Here is a 19,474-nt window from a genome sequence, read left to right on the forward strand (position 1 = left end):
CCCCCGGGACGCGGCCGTGCAGTCTCCAGGCGTCGCCGTCGTGTTCGGCCCGCACCTCGCCGCAGGCGGTCCAGCCCGACGGCGTCCGGCCCGCGGCGACGGCGGCGACCGCCTCGCCGTTCACCAGGCGCTCGAGCCACGCCTCGCCCAGCGGTCCCGCGGCGACGACGGCGGCGGTGACTGCGGCCAGGGACAGGGTGGGCGCCGGGGCGATGCCGCGGCCCAGTTCCTCCTGGATCACGACGGCGGCGGAAAGGCCCAGCCCTGCCCCGCCCAGTTCGGCGGGGACGGTGAGGCCGGGCAGACCCATCTCGACCAGCTCCGTCCAGAGCGCGCGGTCGTAGGGCTCGGGACCGTCGGCCAGCGCGGCGACGGCCTTCGGCGTGCAGCGCTTGTTCAGCAGCGCGGCGACGGTCTCGCGCAGTTCGTCTTCCAGGCCGGGCATCAGGTTCCTCCCCGGTGCGAAGGCAGGCCGAGGACCTTCTCGGCGATGGTGTTGCGCTGGATCTCGGCGGTGCCCGCGCCGATCGTGGACGAGCGGGTCATGAGGTAGCCGTACGTCCAGCGCCCGTGCTCGGGCGCTTCGGCCGCCGCGCTGCCGAGAACCGCGTCGGGGCCGACCACGCGCAGGGCCACCTCGTGCAGGAACTGCTCGAACTCGGCTTTCACCAGGCGGTTCACCGATGCCGCGGCACCGGGGTCACCGCCCTCCAGCACGGTGTCGAGCGCGCGCCTGCTGTTGGCGGCGAGGATTCGCGCCCGCTCCTCCACCCGGGCGAGGGACTGCCGGACGACGGGGTCGTCGGAGGCTCCGGTCGTCGCCGCGAGCGCGAAGAGCTCGTCGACGATCCGGCGGTAGCGGAACTCGTCGGCGAGGAAGGCGGTGGCCCGCTCGTGTCCGAGGCTGGTCCGGGCGATGGCCCAGCCGCCGTTCTCCTCCCCCACGAGGTTGCCGACCGGGACGCGGACCTCGTCCAGGAACACCTCGGCGAAGTGCGCGCCGCCCGTGATGTCGCGCAGCGGCCGGACGGTGACGCCCGGAGCGTCCATGGGCAGCAGCAGGTAGCTGATCCCGGCGGGGCCGAGCCCACCGGTGCGCACCAGCGCGAACATCCAGTCGGCCTTGTCGCCCATCGACGTCCAGACCTTCTGCCCGGTGACGACGTAATCGTCGCCGTCGCGCACGGCGCGGGTGGACAGCGCCGTCAGGTCGCTGCCCGCGCCCGGCTCGGAGAAGCCCTGGCACCACAGCTCGTCGGCGCGCAGGATCGGGCGGAGGAACCGTTCGCGCTGCTCGGGCGTGCCGTGCTCGATGAGCGTCGGGGCGACGATGAAGGACAGTCCGCACGGGTGCTTGGGGGCGCGGGCCCGCGTCATCTCGCGGTGGTAGGCGAGCTGGTCGGCCAGCTCCAGCCCCATTCCGCCCGCTTCGACGGGCCAGCCGGGCGCGGCGAGTCCCGCGTCGGTGAGATCCGCGTGGAAGGCCCGCGCCCGGGCGAGGCGCTCCTCCTTGCCGCGCGGGGGCCTGCCGGAGTGGGCGGCGAGGAACTCCCGCAGCCGTGTGGACCAGTCCGCAACCACCCGGTCACCTCCTTGAGAACAAACGGAGCATACATGGTTTACTAGGTTATCTACCATAGGGTTCGGCGTAGTAGCTATCCTGGTTGACCAGGTGAAAGCGCGAAGGGCCCGCGGGCCCGAAGGAAGGGATGGGCTCTCGTGACACTGCCCGAGCTGGAGCGATCCGGCACGGCCGGCCTGGCGCGCGGCGCCGACATCCGGCCGCCGAAGACAGGTGAGCTCGTCGCCCGCCGCATGCGCCGGATGATCGTCGAGGGAGGCCTGGCGGACGGGGACTTCCTCCCGCACGAGTCCTCCCTGATGGAGCACTTCGGCGTCTCCCGGCCCACCCTGCGCGAGGCGTTCCGGGTCCTGGAGTCCGAGGGGCTGATCGAGCTGCGCCGCGGTTCCCGGACAGGCGCGCGGATCACCGTGCCCGGCCCGGAGGCCGTCGCCCGCCCGGCCGGCCTGCTCCTGCAGCTCGGCTCCGCCACGCTCTCCGACGTGTACGTGGCGCGCAGCGCCGTCGAGCCCGCGGCCGCGCGGCTGCTGGCGCTGAGCGGCGACGAGGAGCGCTACGCCGCCCTGGAGAGCGCCCTGGAGGAGGAGCGCGCCAACCTCTCCGACCCGGAGCTCTTCGCCACCGGCTCCGCCGTCTTCCACCTGCGCCTCGTCGAGCTGTCGGGCAACCAGACGCTCGCGCTGATGGCGGGCATGATCTACGAGATCATCGCGCGGCAGACGCAGCGGGCGGTCCGCGCCAACCCTCCCGTCGCGGGCGAGGTCCGCGAGGACTACCTCCGCGCCCTGCGCGCCTACGAGAAGTTGGTCAAGCTGGTCCGGCTGGGCCGGGCCGACGAGGCCGAACGCTTCTGGCGCAAACATCTGGAGGTCGCCGACGAACTCGTCCTCGCAGGCGAGGAGGCGACCCGGGTATTGGACGTCCTGGACTGAACGGCCCCTCGTTCCATGGCCGGCACGAGGCCCGCGCGGCCCTCGGCCCGCCAGGGCGGCGAGGTGCGGTGCCGCCGCCTCCGTGCGCGCACCCTGTCCCCCGCTCGCGATCAGCGCCATGCGCCTCTCCCCCGTCGAGCGAGATAGGCATCCAGGACATAGATTACTACGTTATCCTTCTTCGGGAGAAGGTCGCCCGCTGGGGCGTGGCGAAGGAGGAGAAATGTCCGATGCTGTCCTGGTGGAACATGCCGACGGGGTAGCCGTCATCACGATCAACCGTCCGGAGGCCCGCAACGCGGTCAACCGGGCCGTGAGCTTCGGGGTGGCGGAAGCGCTGGAGGAGTTCGACGCACGCGACGACCTGACCGCGGCGGTCCTCACCGGCGCGGGCGGCACCTTCTGCTCCGGCATGGACCTCAAGGCCTTCGTCGCCGGGGAGAACGTCGTCCACCCCGACCGCGGCTTCGCCGGCATCACCCTCCGGCCGCCGCGCAAGCCGGTCATCGCGGCCGTCGAGGGATACGCCCTGGCCGGAGGCTGCGAGATCGTCCTCGCCTGCGACCTCGTCGTCGCCGCCGAGAACGCGAAATTCGGCATCCCCGAGGTCAAGCGCGGCCTCGTCGCCGGCGCGGGCGGGCTGCTCCGCCTCCCCCGGCGCGTCCCCTACTCGGTCGCGATGCGCCTCGCCCTCACCGGCGAGTTCCTCACCGCCGCCGACGCCGAACGCCACGGCCTCGTCACCGAGGTCACGGCCCCCGGCGCCGCCCTGGCCAAGGCCCGCGAACTGGCCGCCCTCATCGCCGCCAACGCCCCGATGGCCGTGGCCGCCACCAAGGAGATCATCGTCGGCGCCGGCTCCTGGCCCTCCGACGAGGCCTTCGCCCGCCAGAACGAGGTCATCGCACCGATCATCATCAGCGAGGACGCCCGCGAAGGAGCCGTCGCCTTCGCCGAGAAGCGCCCCCCGATCTGGCGCAACCGCTGAAAGGGATCACCGTGTCAGGGCGTTTCGGCCTTGGCGGGCGGCCGCCAGAAGAAGGCCGGCAGGAGCAGCAGGCGCCGGCGCCCAGTTCGGTGAGGGTCCCCAGCAGGGCGTGCAGGCGGCCCGGACGGATGCCGATGGACTCGAACCACCGGGCCGTCCCGGGGAGCTTGCCGCCGCCGAAGGCGTGGTTCCACCCGTGGGCGATCATCGTGATGCCCAGAGACGCTCTCAGCACGGACCCGTCCTCCGGCTCTACCGTGCGGTCGTCGACGAACCGGGCCGGCGGCGTTCCACAGCGGAGATCGATTCCCGCCTCGGCGAACGCCCGACCGAACGACGAGTGACGGCCCATCCCGGCGGTCTCGCCCGCTCTGTGCACCGCGTGATTCCACCCGACACGGGGACGTCACTTCGACACCGCGCATGCACAGCCATGACGGTTCAGGTGGTCGGCATGCCCGCGTCCGGTGTCAGGTCAGCTTCTTGAGCTTCAGCCCGTAGTGCTCCTCAGGAGGCCAGTTCTTTCGAGTCCGGGCGACCAGGTCTTCGAAGAAGGCCGAGTAGTGAACGTCCCCTCGGGCTTCCCGCTCCTTCAGAATGAACGGCTCAAGGGCCGACCAGGCGCGATCGGCCCGATACCCCAGGATGGACACCACGGTCCGTTCGCCGGCGACCCCCTCGGAGACCAGTGCTCCCAGGCCGCTGAAGAACGATCGGACGATGGACGCCGCCAGCCGGGCCTCCTACGGCAGATCCGAGACGCGGACCGGCTCGGGATGCTCGGCGCCCAGCCGGTGGACCACGTAGTCCTGCGCCTTCTGGAACTGCTCCGATCGGAACTCCCGCAGCAGGTCCACGATGATCGGAAGCTGGTTGGCGTGCCGCAATATCGTGATCTGTCGAATCGCGGAACCACCGCTCACCAGGATCGCCGCTACCGAGAGCACCAGGGCCAGCACGTTCGACAAACCCATTTCACCCGCATCCTAGAATCGCGCAACAGGGTGGCAATACGACTCCGCACCGCAGCCATCGGTTCCGCCGGTCTCTGCACCCGGCATGGCTGCCGGACGCTTCCACGTCACCTCCGCCCGCCTGGCCTCCTTCGCCATCCTCGACCTCGGCATGGGCGTCTCGGCCTGGTACCACGAGGACGGCGAACTCACCGAGGACGCCGTCGTCCGGCAGTACAGCGACTTCACCCTCCGCCCCGTCGGCGCGACAGAACCGTGACCGGCGGCGAACAGCGACCAGGATGCACCGAAGCACCTCCAGACGAGGCGATCCATACCGGCGTCGACTTTGATCACGGGCGCGTCGTGCGGGACCACCACGGTGACGCAGATGTCGAACAAGGGCCCGGCGAGCGCGAGCGCCCAGGCGTGCGGGATCGGCACCGGCCGGCGGCGGACCGCCCGGGGCGGCTCAGCGTCGTCGGCGCTTGGGAGCGGAGCGCTTTTGCGGGGTTCGCTTGGGGGCGGGCTGCTGGGGGGTGCGGCCGCGGGAGCTGTTGGGGGTGCGGCCACGGACGATGCCGATCAGTTCTTCCATGAGGTCGGTCGTCGCGTTCTCGGGCCAGGCCAGGCCGATCTGGGACTGGGGGGCGTCCGTCACGGGCCGGTAGGTGAGGTCCTTGCGGTGGTGGAGGCGGGCCAGTGATTGAGGGAGCAGCAGCACGCCGACCTCTGACGCCACCAGTTCGATCGCGTCCTCTGTGCTCTCGGGACGGGTGAAGGCGGGCTGTCCGGGGCGTTCGGCCCAGTCCAAGACGTCGTCGAGCGGTTCGAAGACGTCCTCGTCGGCGAGATCGGCGAGCTCCAGCTCGTCGACCGCGGCCACCGCGTGCTCTTTCGGCACCATGACGACGGTCGTCTCCAGGTAGAGCGGGATCACATGCAGGGACTCGCGGTCGACCGGGAGACGCACGAACGCCGCTTCCGCGCCGCCGTCCCGCAGGAGGGGGACGGCCTCGGCGGCGGGCACCTGGATCAGCCGGAGCGGCACCTCCCGCACCCGCTCGGCCCAGACTCCGGCCCATTTCGCGGGTGTCACCCCTGGCGCGTAGGCCAGCCGGAACTCCGTCACCTCCCCAGCCTAGCGCCGTCCGGACAGCTCTCTCGCACTGGCTACCCTTGACCTCATGAGCACGTCCAAGGCGAAGACCCCGCAGACCATGAAGCCCACGACCGCGGCCAAGAAGCTGGGGATCCTGCTGTCGGCAGCGCCCGCCGAGTTCCAGGAGGGCGCCGTGTCCCGGGACGAGCTGAACGCGCTCCAGGCCGACCCGCCCTCCTGGCTCGCCGATCTGCGCCGCGAGGGGCCCCACCCCAAGCAGGTCGTCGCCGCCAAGCTCCGCGTCTCCACCTCGGGCCTGGCCCGCGGCGGCATCACGGGCCCCCTCACCACCGCCGAGATCGAGGCCCTGAAGGCCGAGAAGCCCGAGTGGCTGGAGCGGGAGCAGGCGACCCACGCCGAGGTCCGCAACGAGGCCCTCCGGCTCAAGCAGCAGCGTGCCGAGGCCTGACCCACGGGGCGAGGCCCCTACCCGGCCCGACCTCCGTCGACGTCCAGCCGTGCCTCTACGAGGCGGGACAGCAGGAGAACCCGAAGGACCGAGCGTCTCCAGGACCGTCCGTCCGGGCGCTTAGACCGCTCGGTATCGGGAATGGATGATCGCCTGCGAGGACGAGGAGTACGAGAAGACCATCAGCGGCTTCACCCGGCGCGAGTGGTTCATCCGGAACGATCGGTTCTCGTAATCGCCCGCATGGACGTCCCCGACCTGCCCACCGCCCTGGACGGCGCCTCCTGGCGCTGACCCGTGGGTCGCGGGTCTACCACCAGCGGCCGGGAGCGGGCTCCACCCGTCGTGACGGCGCGGGAGGCCGTGGCGGCCGCCTGATCGAGGAGCGCCCGCGGTTCGGCGTCGGCGGGAGCGACAGAGCACCCTGGCGAGGGCGACTCGGGACTCGGAGACCAGCGGGCAGACGGGCTGCACCCGGTGCCGACCGCACCGCGCCTGGAGCCGGGCATGGTGGGTTGGAAGGCGTACGTGTTCTGCGCTGGAGCAGTTCCACCGGATGCTGCGCCGGCGGGAGGCATTCGCGAAGGGCTCCTCCAAGCGGGGCGATCCGTGGCCTCGCCGCTGGACCTGCGGCGGCTGTGAGCGCGAGGCCGCCCCGAGTGGACTTGCCCGAAGTGCTGCTGGAGGTGTTCTCCCGGACCGGCGCCGACCAGGTGTTCACCTCGGTCGGCCGGGCTCCCCCGATGAGAGCGGTCGGTGATCTCTCCGGGTCATCGCCCGTCCTCATCGAACCAGTGGATGAACCGGCACTTCACGCACACATAACAGAGCGCGTTCCGGTTGGCCCACGCCAGCCCGGCGAACTCCATTCCGGTGGTGTTGAGCTTCCACGCCCGCTTCTCAAAGCGGTCATCGCGGCAGACGACGCACCTGAGCGGGTCGCCGGTCTCCAAAGTGACCCGGACAACGCGCGGCGGTTGTGTCATTGAACCGTCCTCCTCGACTCGATCACGACGCCGTGCACTTGGACGCCTCCCGCCCACCTGCGGTTGCAACCCCGGATCTTCCACAAACGGCCTGCCCGCCTGCGCCCCCGCCGGCCGAGTGCAGGCTTGGGCACCGTCCCGGCCGACTTGCACGTCCAGATCGCCACCTCCATGGACGGCCGCATCGCCGCGATCGGCCCGACCCCGGTGCACGGCGCCCGCCACGACGCCCACGCTTTCGAAGCCTCGGGCCTCGAGGAGATCTCCGGATTCCACTCGATGGCCGACCTCGGCTGCATCGGAATCGAGGGCATCGGCCTCGTCCCGATCGAACGCCTTCCCAAGGCCGAACTACGCGCCCTCTTCGTGCAGGCCGTCGCCACCCTCAAGGGCCGCATGCTCGGTCAAGAAGGCGGCCGCTACCGCGCCCAGATCAACAAGTGGGAAGACATCCTCGACGCCATCACCGGACTGCTCTTCTCGAGGGCTTATGAATAAGCTTCCGGAGAGGTGAACACCGTACGGCCACGGCGGGGTCGGCGAAGGATGCTAATCTCATATCCTCTACCGTCCGGAAGTTCATGGAATGGGCGAACGGACCGGCAGGCCATCTGGTCGACTCTGCGGTTCGTGTCTCAGAGTGCGAATGGAAGGTACGGTTTGATGTACAGAACAGAGCCTACAGAAGCCTGTATCGAGGATGCGAACAACATTTTGGTCGCGCCTTCCACGTTGCAAGACGATGACTTGATCAGGGACTTTTTCGGGTCCGTGATCACGCCAGAGGACTTTGCTTCTGATTCGCCCGACCTCGCGCAGAAGACCGTCTACCTGTGTGGCGATGTATCCGGGATCAGCGGCCGCCAACTGCATGCGGCGGCCCGGGTGTTCGTTATCCGGGAGCTGTCACACGGTCACCACGAGGACGTCGACGAACCTTGGACCTTCGTCGACCTCGGCCAGGTTCCCCTCCGTGTACACGGCGCCGGCGTGTACTACCGCCGCTTTTTCGGCCTCGGCGTCGATCAGTTCAGACAGATCCGTGCGGAGCACGCGTTCCAGTCCCTGACGGAGTCCACCAAGCCCGGAACGGCCCATCGCAGCGGAATCTATCTGACGCCCGTCACCCGAAACGGTGACGAACTGCATTTCCGCCTGCTCCGGTGCTCCACGAATCTCTCGGGGCCGACCGAGAGCTTCGGCCCGACCGACACGCGCATCGTCGAGGCTCTGAACCGCGAGGCCGCCGCCGTCTTCCGGAACCAGGCACCGCTGAATCACGTCCTCGCCCAGATCTACCACAACACCCCTGCCACGGCCGAGCGCAAGCAGTCCAAGGCCAGGATCTCGGCCCATGCCGACAAGACCAAGGACATGCCCGTCAACGGGATCATGGCCTTCTGCACCTTCTATGACCGGCTCGACAAGCTGCAGCCCCTGGCCGAAGACGCCTTCGACTACGGCGTGAAGGGGGTCAGCGGGCTGACCAGGCTCCACTTTCGCCTCAAGGAGCCGACCGAGGAACGCGACGGGGTCGCGCTCCCCCCGCAGTTCACCCTGACTCTCCATCCCGGCTCCGTGTTCTTCATGCCGCTGTCCACCAACCGCCTGTATACGCACGAAGTCCGGCCCTCAACGTTGGACGCCGAGTTGCTCCCGATCCGCCTGGGATATGTGGCACGCTGCTCGAGCGCCGAAGCCGTTCACAAGAACGGCCACACGTTCCTCAAAGTGGACGGGGATCTGGTGGAGCTGGGGCCGCCCACACCGGCGGGCATGAACGAGCTGCGCAGGCTGTACGCCGAGGAGAACAAGACCTCGTCCTTCATCGATTACGGCGACGAGTTCCTCTTCAGCATGAACACGGGAGACTACGTTGCCCCCCGAGTCTAGGATCTCGGATGAGATCCTCTCGTGCGTCTTGCCGACCGAGGAGGATCTCTTTGCGGAGCTGTCCGCGTCGGCTCGTTTGGAAGACGTGGGAAAAGGCCGGCGTGGCGCCGTGCTTACCAGGACCGACGAGGCGGATGGCGTGCCTCTCGTACGCACTACCACTCGATACAGCAACCCTGCGCAGCGTTTCCGGGCGGTGCACGAGCGGCTGGCGCAACAGGTTCAAGAACGTGCGGCGCTTTCTTTCGGCTTCAACAACGCTCTCATCGAGACCTACACGAACGCTTACACGACCATGGGCAGCCATTCTGACCAGGCCCTCGATCTGGCCGACGGATCTTTTATCGCCGTCTTCTCCTGCTACCGGCATCCCGAATCGAGCCCGCCGAGGAAGCTGATCTTCGAACCGAAGGGGCCCGGTGGCGAGAAGCTCGAGATCCCCCTCGCCCACAACGGCATCGTCGCGTTCTCTGTCGACTCGAATCGGCGACTCAGGCATAAAATCGTACTGGACGCTCCCGTCCAGAAGACGGACAACCAATGGCTTGGTGTAACCTTCCGAACGTCAAAGACCTTCGTTCGGTTTCGAGACGGACATGTACACCTCCCGCAGGGTGCGCGCCTCATATCGGCCGACGATGAGCAGAGACGCGAGTTCTACCGACTACGGCGCCGTGAGAACAATGAAACGGACTTCATCTACCCCCTGCTGACGTACACCATCAGCGAGAGCGATCTGATGCCGCCCGCCTGACCTTGATCTTTCACGGTCGGCCATCGACCAGAGCCGATGCGTGTTCAGATTTGAGACCGAGTAGCCGTAGCCCGTGGTCGGGGTGGGTGTAGGGGCGGCGTCGTCGGTCCAGCCGATGGTGCGGAGGTGAGGCCGATGGCGAGGTCACGGAGGGTCCCGTGGCGCGGGGTGCGCTGCCGATCCGGATTCTTGAGGCGTCTTCGCGCGGTAGGTAACGATCGGACCCCGGAAACACGAAAGGCCCCGACGAAGCAGGGCCAGATACAAATCCTCAGGTCGGCGGCGGCCATGCACTGACAATCGCCCCGGTAGTAATCGCCGAAAATCCAACAGCCCTACCTCTGGCCTGGCCGACGTGCCAGACTCGATCGTCGAATTCACGGACGTCGCTACCGGAATCCCGTCAGCCTCAGGGAGGACGCGTGCCGCAGGACATCGACTTCGACCTGCCCTTCCCCCTTGCCCTGAGTCCTGATCTCGAGGGTGCGCGGCGCCGCAACCTCGAGTGGGTGCGACGGGTGGGCCTGGTCGGGGAGGGCAGATCGCTGGAGTGGTACGCCTCGTGGGACATGCCGCTCCTGGCCGCCCACGGCTTCCCCTACGCCCGGGGCCCGGCCCTGGATCTGTGCGCGGACGCGATGGCGTTCTTCTTCGTCTTCGACGACCAGTTCGACGGGCCCCTCGGCCGCGACCCCGCCCGAGCCGCGGCCGCGTGCCGGCAACTGATCGACATCGTGCACGGCGCCGCCCCCGCCCCGGGAGCCGACGCGTGCTCGGTGGCGTTCGCCGACCTGTGGGCGCGCAGCACCGACGGCGCCCACCGGGGCTGGGCGGCACGCACCGCGCACGAGTGGGAGTACTACTTCGCCGCCCAGGCCCACGAGGCCATAGGCCGCCTTCGCGGCACCCCCGCCGACATGGAGACCTACCTCCAGGTCAGACGAGGCATCGCCGGCACCGACCTGCCCCTGTCCCTCGGCGAACGCGCCGCCGGCGTCACCATTCCCCCGGTCGCCTTCCACAGCCCGCAACTGCGCATCATGCGCCAGGCCGCCACCGACGTCACCTTCATGTGCAACGACGTCTACTCATTGGAGAAGGAGGAAGCCCGCGGCGACATGGACAACCTCGTCCTGGTCATCCAACACGCCCGACCCTGCACCCGCGACCAGGCCCTGTCCGCCGCCCGCCGGGAAGTCGACCGACGCACCGCCCGGTTCGTGGAACTCGCCGTCCAGGTTCCGGCCCTCTGCACACGACTCGGCCTCACCGGCCGGGAACAAGCCGCCACGGAGACGTACATCGAGGTCATGGGTGCCTGGATGAGCGGCTACCACGCCTGGCAGACCCAGACCCGCCGCTACACCACCGCTCCGGCAGTACTTCCCGACACCGGACCCGGCTACTTCGACGAAGTCCTGGGAACGCAGGCGCATCCTGACGACTGAGTTCGGCGAGTCGGCCCAGAACAGAGGTAGGCCCGTCGGACCCCCGGCGATTACTCCCCGGACCCCTGCGCCTTGGCCGAACTCGACGACGCCGAGACCACTGCCTGAAAACGCACGGATATTCCTCATCTCATCCAGAGGCGATGCCCACCTCACAGCGATGATCATTCTCAGCGATACCAGCGGTCCGCGGATTCCTCGACCCCGGTCACAGCGAGCAGTCGCCCTCGAAGACGAGAGCCGGGCGGTGCTCAGACGATCGGCCAGTTGCGCAGGGCGGCGTCGGCCATCCTCTGGAGTTCCTCGCGGCCGACACCGCTCGCGGCTTGCACGGCGATGCCGAATGCCAAGGTGGTGACGTAGCGGGCCAGGAGCCCCGGATCAGTCTCCGGTTCCAGGTCGCCGTCGTCGACGGCTCGCTGGAACCGCTCTCGGAGGCGGGAGCAGCCGTTGTTGCGCCAGGCGGCGAGAAGGTCACGGACCTCACGCCCGGAGTCGCCGGAGGCCAGGGCACCCTGGACTCCCATGCACCCGTGGGGGTGGGCCGGGCGGGTGGTGGTCCGGATGACGCCGGCCAGGACCGCGGTGGCGACGCCGAGTGCGGCCGGCTCCTCCAGGGCTCGGGCCAGGTATGCGCTCGGGCCTTCGGTGTAGCGCTCCAGAGCCTTGCGGAACAGTTCCTCCTTGTTGCCGAAGGCCGCGTACATGCTGGTGGTGGAGATGCCCATCGCGTTGGTCAGGCCGGCCAGGCTGGCTCCCTCGTAGCCGTGTTCCCAGAAGACCAGCATGGCGCGCTCGAGGGCTTCGTCGGCGTCGAATCCTCGCGGCCGGCCGACGGGGCCGCTCTGTCTGGTCTCCACCCCTGGAGTCTACCCCTTCCGCATCGATCGATTCAGAAGTGCTACCGTTCGACTTCCGCATCGATCGATACAAAATTCGGAAGAGGTCGTTCACATGGGACTGCTTGAGGGCAAGACCGCTCTCGTCACCGGCGGCGGCAGCGGAATCGGCCTGGCCGGCGCCGTACGGCTGGCGGCCGAGGGCGCACACGTGTTCATCACCGGCCGACGCAGGGCCGAACTCGACGCGGCCGTCGAAGCGATCGGTTCAGCGGCCACCGCCGTGGTCGGCGACATCTCGAACCTGGCCGACCTGGACCGGCTCTACGAGGCGATCCGCAGCCGGGGGCGGGGTCTGGACGTACTGTTCGCGAATGCCTCCGTCGCCGCTTTCGTGACGCTCGAGCAGGTCACCGAGGAGCACTTCGACACGGTCTTCGGCATCAACGTCCGGGGCATGCTGTTCACCGTTCAGAAGGCGCTGCCGCTGCTCAACGACGGCGCCTCGGTGATTTTGAACGGCTCCACCAACGTCGACGTCGGCGCGGAGGCGTTCGGCGTCTACGCGGCGACCAAGGCCGCCACCCGATCGTTCTCCCGGACCTGGGCCAACGAACTCAAGGGACGCGGCATCCGAGTCAACACCGTCACGCCCGGCCCGATCGACACCCCTGGCCTGTCGGGGCTCGCTCCCGACCCGGAGCAGGCCGCCGTCCTCAGGCGGCAACTGGCCGCGCAGGTGCCGCTGGGCCGGCTCGGGCGCCCGGAGGAGGTCGCCGCCGCCGTGGTGTTCCTCGCCTCCGAGCAGAGCAGCTTCGTCACCGGTTCGAGCCTGTACGTCGACGGCGGCCTGAACCAGATCTGAGTTCCACGGCCGTGCATCCGGCGAGGATGGCGACGCCCGGCCGGCCGGGCTCGTCCAGGCGGTCGAGCCCGGCCGATCTCGACCGCAAGCCGACCGAGCGCCCAGAGGTCAGCCCCGCCGCAGCGGCGCGAAGGCGACGCAACAATCCCACCAGAGATCGAGGTAGAAGACCCATGACAGTGATCGGCATCATCGGCGCAGGCGAGGTCGGCAGCCAGATCGCGCGTGCGGCGATCACGAACGGCCACGACGTCGTCATCGCCAATTCACGAGGACCCGAGACTCTGAAGGACCTCATGGACGAGCTCGGTCCGTCAGCGCGTGCCGCAACCGCTGCCGACGCCGCTGCCGCCGGTGAGTTCGCAGTCGTGGCGGTCCCCCTCAAGGTCGTCAACGACATGCCCGCGGAGGAGCTGGCAGGCAAGATCGTGCTCGACACGAACAACTACATGGTCTGGCGCGATGGCCATATCCCGGTCATCGACTCGGGAGAGAAGACGGTTCACGAGCTACGCCAAGAGCACCTTCCGCGCTCCAAGGTCGTCAAGGCCTTCACCCACATCCAAGCTCCCCGCATCACCACCGCGGGTAAGGCGGCGGGCGCTCCCGGCCGTCTGGCGCTGTCGGCCTCGAGCGACTTTCCCGAAGCCGTGGAGCTCGTGACGCGCCTGTACGACCAGTTCGGGTTCGACACCGTCGACAACAGCCCGCTCAGCGAGTCGTGGCGTAGCGGCCCAGGTCAACCCGCATGGACCGCGCACGAGTACCAGACCCGCGCCGAACTGATCACCAACCTCGCCAGGGCGCGACGGATCATCTTGAGGTGAGTCCGACCAGGAGCGACTTCCGTCACGGCATGCAGATGATCAGCCCGTGCGGACCGGCCGCTGGAGACGATTCCGGGTCATATGGCGGTGGTGGCCCGTCCGGTGGGCGTCCTTCTTCAGGGAGCGGTGGCCGCCACGGCTCCGCGCGGGCGGAGTCGATGTCAACGTCGCAGTCCCATGGAAACACGTATCCTCCAGAGACCGGACGACCTGCGCAGCAGACGTCAGCCGCCGTACCCGAGGAGGCCGGTGACCAGGAACGACGCCGAGAACCAAGTGTGGGATCCCTTCGGCACGCTTCGCCGGGTCCTCTGGATCAGCGGCGGGCAATGGGCCGGCAAGTCCACCGTCGCCCGGCTGCTGGCCCTCCGATACGGGCTGACCGCCTACCACTACGACCACCACGACGCCCGCGGCCACAACGACCGCCGGATCGCTCGCCGCGTCAAACTCGGCCGACCTCCTGCCGACCCGGACCCCGACCAGACCTGGGTGAACACCACCCCGGAGGACATGGCCGCCGAAACGCTGGCCGACTTTCCGGTCCGGTTCGAATGGGCCTTGGACGACCTGCGCTGCCTCGTCTCCGGGCGCCCCATCATCGCCGAAGGCTGGGGGCTCCGCCCCGAACTGGTCGCCCCGATCATCGACTCCCCCCGGCAGATGGTCGTCATGGTGCCCACCCGGGCTTTCCGCGACCACCAGCTCCGCGAACTCCCGCGAGCCGCCGCCGTCGGCAAGGACGTCAGCGACCCCGAACGAGCCCAGCACAACCGGCTGGAGAGAGACCGCCTCGTCGCCGACGACGCCGTCCGCTCCGCCCGACGCCTCGGCATCCGCGTGATCGAGGTCGACGGATCCCACGACGCCGCAGCCATTGCCGGCATCGTCGCCGACCACTTCAGCCCCTACCTGCCGCCAGAGGACCACGGCGTTTGATCGGCACGGGCATTCGTAGAAGGCGATTCCGATCCTGGCCGGCAGGACGACCCCCGACCGGGTCGCGCCGGTCTTGTCGCGTTCAGCGAGCAGAGTCGATGGTGGACGGCGCTGAGGCGACGGCACCGGTAGAGCACCACGACTCTTGCCGGTGCCGTATGCGAATGTGGGCGGACGGGGACGGCTTTTGAGGCAGGCCAGGCGGGCGCACATCGGCATGTCGGCGTCGCCGCGCCTCGAGCGGCGTCTCGAGGGTTGAGGAACATCTGAACGAGTCACGTTAAGCGTCCGCCGGTCCTGGTCATGCCGCGACTTTCTGTTGGGAGCCGACAACGCGGTCTCGCCACTCGCACGCTCCTGCGGCTCGCGGTAACGTCGCTGTCAGTACCGATATGTCGTGCGCGAACAGTCGGAGGTGATCACGGTGCGTCCGGTCCCATGACAGCCCCAGCCCGGGGCGTCACGGAGCCGAAAGGTGACCGTATGAGCAAGACCGACAAGACCCGGCCCTCGTGGGTGCGGATGGCCGACGCGCCGATGGTGGCCTGCGTGCCCGTGCATGACCACCGGTTCGGGCCGTGCACGCTGCCGGACGAGATCACCGCCGACGGCGCGTCCCTGAACCACCGTACGAGCGGCTGTCACTGGCGCGCCACCGCCTACTACCTGTTCGACTGCGGGGGCGTCGGCGGAGGCCGGGAGTGGTACCGCCTCCGGCGCGAAGAGCGCCGCCGCAGCCGTCACCAGGCGCGCCGCGAACTGCGCGCCTGGCACGGCGAAGACTGAGGAGAATGCGCAGGGCCCGCATTTCGAGGGGCCCTGCCCCTTTCCCGTCCGTCGGCCGACCGGTGCCTCAAGTCCACCGGCAAAGGCCTACGGGCGTCTCAGCTTCAGGGGCGATACCCCGAATTCCCTGACAAGGGGACACAGGCGCGGTGCCTTTCTGGCGGATTCCGACCGTCCTCATGATCCAAGGGCGGGGAATACCAAAGGATTACGGCCGCGCCTGCGGCGGTCGGCGCTGCAAGCGAGGACTCGGCCTGACCGGATTGGACACCACCGCAACGGGCCTCTCGGCTTACCGTGCTTCATCCGCATCGGCGGACGGCCGGACGTTCCCGTGTGGCGGGGTCAGGATCTGGTCCAGACGGGAGGGCGTTTTTCGGCGAAGGCCCGGGAGCCTTCGCGGGCGTCGGCGGAGCGGAAGACGTGGGCGGTCAGGGTGGTCTGGAGGGTGTGGGATTCGGCTTGGGACCAGTCTTGGGATTGGAGGACGACCTGCTTGATGGCCTCCAGCGCCAGGGGGGCGTTGGCGGCGATCTCGCGGGCCAGGGCCAGGGCGGCTTCCAAGGCTGTGCCTTCGGGTACCAGGTGGTTGACGAAACCGAAGTGGTGGGCGCGTTCGGCCGGGAACATCTTGCCGGTGAGCAGCAGTTCCATCGCCACGTGGTAAGGGAGGCGCTTGTGGAGCTTCAGGGCTCCGCCGCCGGTGGGGACGAGGCCCCGCTTGGGCTCGGGCAGGCCGAAGGTCGCCTTTTCAGAGGCGACGATGATGTCGCAGGCCAGGGCGATCTCGCAGCCGCCGGCCAGCGCGTATCCCTCGACCGCTGCGATGAGCGGCTTGCGCGGCGGGGCCTGGACCAGGCCGGCGAATCCGCGCCCCTCGATCGAAGGACGGTCCCCCGCGAGGAAACCGCGCAGATCCATGCCGGAGCAGAAGGTGCCGCCCGCCCCGGTGATCACGCCGACGGACAGGTCGTCCCGTTCGTCGAGTTCGTCGATCGCGGCGGCTATCGCCCGCGCGGTCGCCCCGTCGATCGCGTTGCGGACCTCGGGACGGTTGATGCGCAGGATCGCGACCCCGTCGGCGGTCTCGAAGATCAGTTCATCCGACACGGTGTTCCTCGTTCTCTTCACATGAATTCCGATGACGGCGCCGCGTCGACGAGCAGCGACCACAGGTCCGTCGGGTCCAGGCCCGCGGTCTCGCGCAGCAGGGCGGCGTCCAGGCCGTGGACCGATCCGTTCTCCGACCGCCAGGACAGGACGCGCTGCGTCGACCGGTGCAGGGGGTGCTCGCGGGTGCAGCCCATGGCTCCGAGCACCTGGTGGGCGTTGCGCGCGACCACGGACGCCCCGTGGGCGGCGCACGACGCCGCGGCGAGGATCGCCACGCGGGCGCGCCGGTCCCCCGTGCCGGCCCTCCGGACGACGCCCACCGCTCCGTCCGCCGCCGCCCGGATCAAGGCGGTCTCGGCCGCGATGGTCGTGACCAGGTGCTGAACCGCCTGGAACTTCGCCAGCCGCCGGCCGAACTGCTCGCGGGTCACGGCGTGGTCGGCGGCGATCTCCAGAACGCGGGCGGACGCCCCGGCGATCATCAGGGTGCGGGCCAGGGACCGCCGCGCCGCGTACTCCGCGGCGACCTCGGCGTCGACCTCGATTTCGGCGGCCCCGGCCGCCCCGTCGACGAGACGAACGTCGTCCCGGTACTCCCCCGCCAGGTTCTCACCCGGCGTGATCTCCACCGCCCCGGCGCCGGTCTCCAGGACGGTCAGCCGGCCGTCGTCGCGGCGGTCGAGCAGGACGATGCTCGCGGCCTCGCGGGCCCAGGGCACCGCGCGGGCGACGCCGCCGCTGCTCGTCCCGCAGGTGCGGGGGCCTGAGCCGTCGTCCGGCAGGCCCGCGCGGCGCAGCAGCCAGCCGCCGAGCAGGTCGTGTTCCACGATGGGGATCCGCGCGCCCGCGGCACCGGCCTCGACCAGGAGCGCCGCGGCCTCGGGCCAGCCCTCCCCCGGGCCTTCGGCGGTCTGGAACAGGTCGGTGAGCCCGCTCTCGCCGAGAACCTTCCAGGTTCCGCGGTCCAGACCGACGCCGTCCTGCGCGGCGACGTCCGCGAAGATCCGGTGGGCGAGCTCGCCCACCTCGTGTGCGAAGTCCTGCATGACCTGTTCCTCCGTTCCGGTGCTCATCGCAGTCCCAGCCCTCGTGCCACGACGCCGTTGAGAACCTGCGTGGTCCCGCCGCGGATCGTGAAACCGGGACGGCTCAGCACTCCAGCGCGCAGGAACTCGGCCAGGACGGGCGAGGCGTCCCGTTCCGACGGACCGACGAGCTCGTCGACGACGTCCACCACGTCTCCCTCCATCTGGGTGCCGAGCAGCTTGACGACGGCCGCCGGGATGTCGGCGGCGTCACCGCGCTCGAGCGCCTGCGACACGGCCAGGGACATGTGGTGCAGTCCGAAGTGCCGGCCGACGAGCGCGCCGAGTCGGGGGTCGGAGGGGATCCCGCCGCTCCCGGCTTCGCGAAGCGCCTCGGCGAGCAGGGCGTAGGTCGACAGGAAGCGCTCGGACCCGGACCGCTCGAAGCCCAGTTCCGCCGTCACCTGCCGCCACCCCGTCCCGGGCTCGCCGAGCAGCATGCCGTCCGGGACGTACACCTCGTCGAGGACGACCTCGTTGAAGTGGTGCTCGCCCGAGAGGTTGAGCACGGGCGAGATCCGCACGTGCGGCGCGTCGAGCGGGACGATGAACTGGCTGAGTCCTTCGTGCCGGCGCTCGGGATCGGTCGGCGCGGTACGGGCGAGGACGATGAAGAAGTGCGCGTGGTGGGCGCCCGACGTCCACAGTTTCGTCCCGCTGACGATCCACCCGCCCTCGACCGGTACGGCCTTGGTCCGTACGGAGGCCAGGTCGGAGCCGGAGCCCGGCTCGCTCATCCCGATCGCCCAGAACTCCTCGGCCCTGGTGATCGGCGGGAGGAACCGGGCGCGCTGCTCGTCGGTCCCGTGGCGCAGCAGGGACGGGGCGACCTGCCGGTCGGCCACCCAGTGCGCGGAGACCGGGGCTCCGGCCGCCAGCAGTTCCTCGGTGACCGCGAAGCGTTCGACGAAGCTCCGCCCGCCGCCGCCGTACTGCCGCGGCACGGTCATGCCCACCCATCCGCGTTCGGCGAGCGCACGGGAGAATTCGGGGTTCCAGCCGTTTCCCCAGGAGTCGACGGTCGGCGTGAAGACACCGGCCGACCGCTGTTCGGCGAGGAGGGCGCGCACCTCGCGGCGCAGGCCGTCGAGGTCGGCGGCCGCCCGGCTCGCCGGGGGGACGAGATCGAATTTCATGCCGGCCCTACTTCGCCGACATCCGGATCGCCCCGTCGATCCGGATCGTCTCGCCGTTGATCATCGGGTTGTCGATCACGGCCAGGGCCAGTTGCCCGAACTCGGCGGGCACGCCCATCCGGGCGGGGTGGGGAACCTGCGCGGCCAGGCCCGCCTTGATCTCGTCGGAGTGCCGGCCGAGACCCGGGGTGTCGAAGACGCCCGGCGCGATGCCGTTGACGCGGATCTGCTTGCGCGACAGGTCACGCGCCGCCACGAGGGTCATGCCGACGATGCCGGCCTTCGACGAGGCGTAGGGGATCTGGCCGACCTGTCCCTCCCATGCGGCGACCGACGCGGTCAGCACGATCACGCCGCGCTCCTCCCCGACGAGTTCGTGCTTGACGATCCGGGATGCCGACAGGCGCAGCACGTTGAAGGTGCCGATCAGGTTGGTCTCGATGACGGCCCGGTAGGACTCCAGGTCGCCCGGGTCGCCCTGACGGTCCAGGACGCGGAGCGTGATGGCCCGTCCGGCGCAGTGGACGACCGCGCGGAGCGGCGCGATCGCCTCCGCGGCGTCCAGCGCCTCGGTGAACTGGGCGGTGTCGGTGATGTCGGCCGGGACGAAGGTCGCCAGCTCTCCGAGTTCGGCGGCGATCTCCTTGCCGTTCGAGGCGGGAAGGTCGACGATGACCGTCGGCACTCCGCGTTCGACGAACTTCCTGACCGTGCCGAGCCCCAGGCCGGACGCTCCTCCGGTCACGAGCGCGGTCGCGTTTGACAAATCCACAGTGA

At 69.5% G+C, this 19,474-nt stretch carries 24 protein-coding genes; 12 read left to right on the plus strand and 12 right to left on the minus strand.

Going from position 1 to position 19,474, the window contains the following annotated elements:
* Both ABD327_RS32080 and ABD327_RS32085 read right to left on the minus strand, forming a co-directional pair.
* On the minus strand, positions 1-445 hold a 445-nt coding region (locus ABD327_RS32080), incomplete at its 3' end, for an acyl-CoA dehydrogenase family protein (protein ID WP_344456271.1).
* A complete protein-coding gene (locus ABD327_RS32085; RefSeq protein WP_344456273.1) occupies positions 445-1,581 on the minus strand; it encodes an acyl-CoA dehydrogenase family protein in 1,137 nt (378 codons plus the stop codon). The genes ABD327_RS32085 and ABD327_RS32080, both read right to left, overlap by 1 nt.
* A 138-nt stretch (positions 1,582-1,719) precedes the next feature.
* On the opposite strand from ABD327_RS32085, the gene ABD327_RS32090 reads away from it, so the two are divergent.
* Both ABD327_RS32090 and ABD327_RS32095 read left to right on the plus strand, forming a co-directional pair.
* Positions 1,720-2,514, plus strand: coding sequence for a FadR/GntR family transcriptional regulator (locus ABD327_RS32090; RefSeq protein ID WP_344456275.1), 795 nt, complete (start codon positions 1,720-1,722; stop codon positions 2,512-2,514).
* Positions 2,515-2,737: 223 nt separating this feature from the next.
* Entirely contained in the window at positions 2,738-3,502 is a 765-nt protein-coding gene (locus tag ABD327_RS32095; RefSeq protein WP_344456277.1) for a crotonase/enoyl-CoA hydratase family protein, read from the plus strand.
* Here ABD327_RS32095 and ABD327_RS37545 read toward each other — a convergent pair.
* The 3 genes from ABD327_RS37545 to ABD327_RS32105 form a co-directional block, all read right to left on the minus strand.
* Positions 3,432-3,854, minus strand: coding sequence for a DoxX family protein (locus ABD327_RS37545; RefSeq protein ID WP_425547273.1), 423 nt, complete (start codon positions 3,852-3,854; stop codon positions 3,432-3,434). The two genes, ABD327_RS32095 and ABD327_RS37545, sit on opposite strands and share 71 nt — an antisense overlap.
* A gap of 118 nt (positions 3,855-3,972) precedes the next feature.
* The gene (locus ABD327_RS32100) at positions 3,973-4,155 is read right to left on the minus strand and encodes a hypothetical protein (RefSeq protein WP_344456279.1); all 183 of its coding nucleotides are present in this window, start codon (positions 4,153-4,155) and stop codon (positions 3,973-3,975) included.
* Positions 4,156-4,245: 90 nt separating this feature from the next.
* Positions 4,246-4,476 carry a hypothetical protein gene (locus ABD327_RS32105; RefSeq protein WP_344456281.1) on the minus strand — a complete coding sequence of 77 codons (231 nt, stop codon included), beginning with the start codon at positions 4,474-4,476 and terminating at the stop codon, positions 4,246-4,248.
* Positions 4,477-4,561: 85 nt separating this feature from the next.
* Between ABD327_RS32105 and ABD327_RS32110 the strand changes: the two genes are divergently transcribed.
* Entirely contained in the window at positions 4,562-4,735 is a 174-nt protein-coding gene (locus ABD327_RS32110) for a TetR-type transcription factor C-terminal domain-containing protein (protein WP_344456283.1), read from the plus strand.
* Positions 4,736-4,927: 192 nt separating this feature from the next.
* On the opposite strand, the gene ABD327_RS32115 is transcribed toward ABD327_RS32110, so the two are convergent.
* Positions 4,928-5,587, minus strand: coding sequence for a LysR family transcriptional regulator substrate-binding protein (locus ABD327_RS32115; RefSeq protein WP_344456285.1), 660 nt, complete (start codon positions 5,585-5,587; stop codon positions 4,928-4,930).
* Between the two features lie 55 nt (positions 5,588-5,642).
* On the opposite strand from ABD327_RS32115, the gene ABD327_RS32120 reads away from it, so the two are divergent.
* Entirely contained in the window at positions 5,643-6,026 is a 384-nt protein-coding gene (locus tag ABD327_RS32120) for a DUF5997 family protein (RefSeq protein WP_344456287.1), read from the plus strand.
* Positions 6,027-6,796: 770 nt separating this feature from the next.
* Here the strand turns inward: ABD327_RS32120 and ABD327_RS32125 are convergent.
* Positions 6,797-7,012 carry a hypothetical protein gene (locus ABD327_RS32125; RefSeq protein ID WP_344456289.1) on the minus strand — a complete coding sequence of 72 codons (216 nt, stop codon included), beginning with the start codon at positions 7,010-7,012 and terminating at the stop codon, positions 6,797-6,799.
* Positions 7,013-7,138: 126 nt separating this feature from the next.
* On the opposite strand from ABD327_RS32125, the gene ABD327_RS32130 reads away from it, so the two are divergent.
* From ABD327_RS32130 to ABD327_RS32145, 4 genes are all read left to right on the plus strand, one after another.
* Positions 7,139-7,510 carry a hypothetical protein gene (locus ABD327_RS32130; RefSeq protein WP_344456291.1) on the plus strand — a complete coding sequence of 124 codons (372 nt, stop codon included), beginning with the start codon at positions 7,139-7,141 and terminating at the stop codon, positions 7,508-7,510.
* 165 nt (positions 7,511-7,675) lie between these two features.
* A complete protein-coding gene (locus tag ABD327_RS32135; protein WP_344456293.1) occupies positions 7,676-8,905 on the plus strand; it encodes a hypothetical protein in 1,230 nt (409 codons plus the stop codon).
* 28 nt (positions 8,906-8,933) lie between these two features.
* Positions 8,934-9,659: a hypothetical protein gene (locus tag ABD327_RS32140; protein WP_344456295.1), complete on the plus strand. Its 726-nt coding sequence runs from the start codon at positions 8,934-8,936 to the stop codon at positions 9,657-9,659.
* 422 nt (positions 9,660-10,081) lie between these two features.
* Positions 10,082-11,107: a terpene synthase family protein gene (locus ABD327_RS32145; protein ID WP_344456297.1), complete on the plus strand. Its 1,026-nt coding sequence runs from the start codon at positions 10,082-10,084 to the stop codon at positions 11,105-11,107.
* Positions 11,108-11,358: 251 nt separating this feature from the next.
* Here ABD327_RS32145 and ABD327_RS32150 read toward each other — a convergent pair whose 3' ends face one another.
* Positions 11,359-11,967 (minus strand): TetR/AcrR family transcriptional regulator, encoded by a 609-nt coding sequence (locus ABD327_RS32150; RefSeq protein ID WP_344456300.1) that lies wholly within the window; start codon positions 11,965-11,967, stop codon positions 11,359-11,361.
* Positions 11,968-12,061: 94 nt separating this feature from the next.
* Between ABD327_RS32150 and ABD327_RS32155 the strand changes: the two genes are divergently transcribed.
* The 4 genes from ABD327_RS32155 (at position 12,062) to ABD327_RS32170 (ending at position 15,363) form a co-directional block, all read left to right on the plus strand.
* Complete coding sequence (locus ABD327_RS32155) at positions 12,062-12,811, plus strand: SDR family oxidoreductase (protein ID WP_344456302.1); 750 nt, start codon at positions 12,062-12,064, stop codon at positions 12,809-12,811.
* Between the two features lie 173 nt (positions 12,812-12,984).
* Positions 12,985-13,638 (plus strand): NADPH-dependent F420 reductase, encoded by a 654-nt coding sequence (locus tag ABD327_RS32160; protein ID WP_344456305.1) that lies wholly within the window; start codon positions 12,985-12,987, stop codon positions 13,636-13,638.
* A gap of 249 nt (positions 13,639-13,887) precedes the next feature.
* A complete protein-coding gene (locus tag ABD327_RS32165; protein WP_344456307.1) occupies positions 13,888-14,577 on the plus strand; it encodes a hypothetical protein in 690 nt (229 codons plus the stop codon).
* Positions 14,578-15,060: 483 nt separating this feature from the next.
* Positions 15,061-15,363 carry a hypothetical protein gene (locus tag ABD327_RS32170; protein ID WP_344456309.1) on the plus strand — a complete coding sequence of 101 codons (303 nt, stop codon included), beginning with the start codon at positions 15,061-15,063 and terminating at the stop codon, positions 15,361-15,363.
* A 345-nt stretch (positions 15,364-15,708) separates the two neighbouring features.
* Here the strand turns inward: ABD327_RS32170 and ABD327_RS32175 are convergent, their stop codons facing one another.
* Genes ABD327_RS32175 through ABD327_RS32190 form a run of 4 tightly spaced genes read right to left on the minus strand, consistent with a single transcriptional unit; the run spans position 15,709 to position 19,469 of the window.
* The gene (locus ABD327_RS32175) at positions 15,709-16,473 is read right to left on the minus strand and encodes a crotonase/enoyl-CoA hydratase family protein (protein ID WP_344456311.1); all 765 of its coding nucleotides are present in this window, start codon (positions 16,471-16,473) and stop codon (positions 15,709-15,711) included.
* Positions 16,474-16,490: 17 nt separating this feature from the next.
* Positions 16,491-17,522, minus strand: a complete 1,032-nt coding sequence (locus ABD327_RS32180) for an acyl-CoA dehydrogenase family protein (protein ID WP_344456313.1) — start codon at positions 17,520-17,522, stop codon at positions 16,491-16,493.
* Between the two features lie 23 nt (positions 17,523-17,545).
* Positions 17,546-18,697, minus strand: coding sequence for an acyl-CoA dehydrogenase family protein (locus ABD327_RS32185; RefSeq protein ID WP_344456315.1), 1,152 nt, complete (start codon positions 18,695-18,697; stop codon positions 17,546-17,548).
* A 7-nt stretch (positions 18,698-18,704) separates the two neighbouring features.
* Positions 18,705-19,469, minus strand: coding sequence for an SDR family NAD(P)-dependent oxidoreductase (locus tag ABD327_RS32190; RefSeq protein ID WP_344456317.1), 765 nt, complete (start codon positions 19,467-19,469; stop codon positions 18,705-18,707).
* Positions 19,470-19,474: the final 5 nt, after the last annotated feature.

It is taken from the genome of Actinocorallia aurantiaca, from assembly GCF_039533685.1.
Classification (GTDB): Bacteria; Actinomycetota; Actinomycetes; order Streptosporangiales; family Streptosporangiaceae; genus Actinocorallia; species Actinocorallia aurantiaca.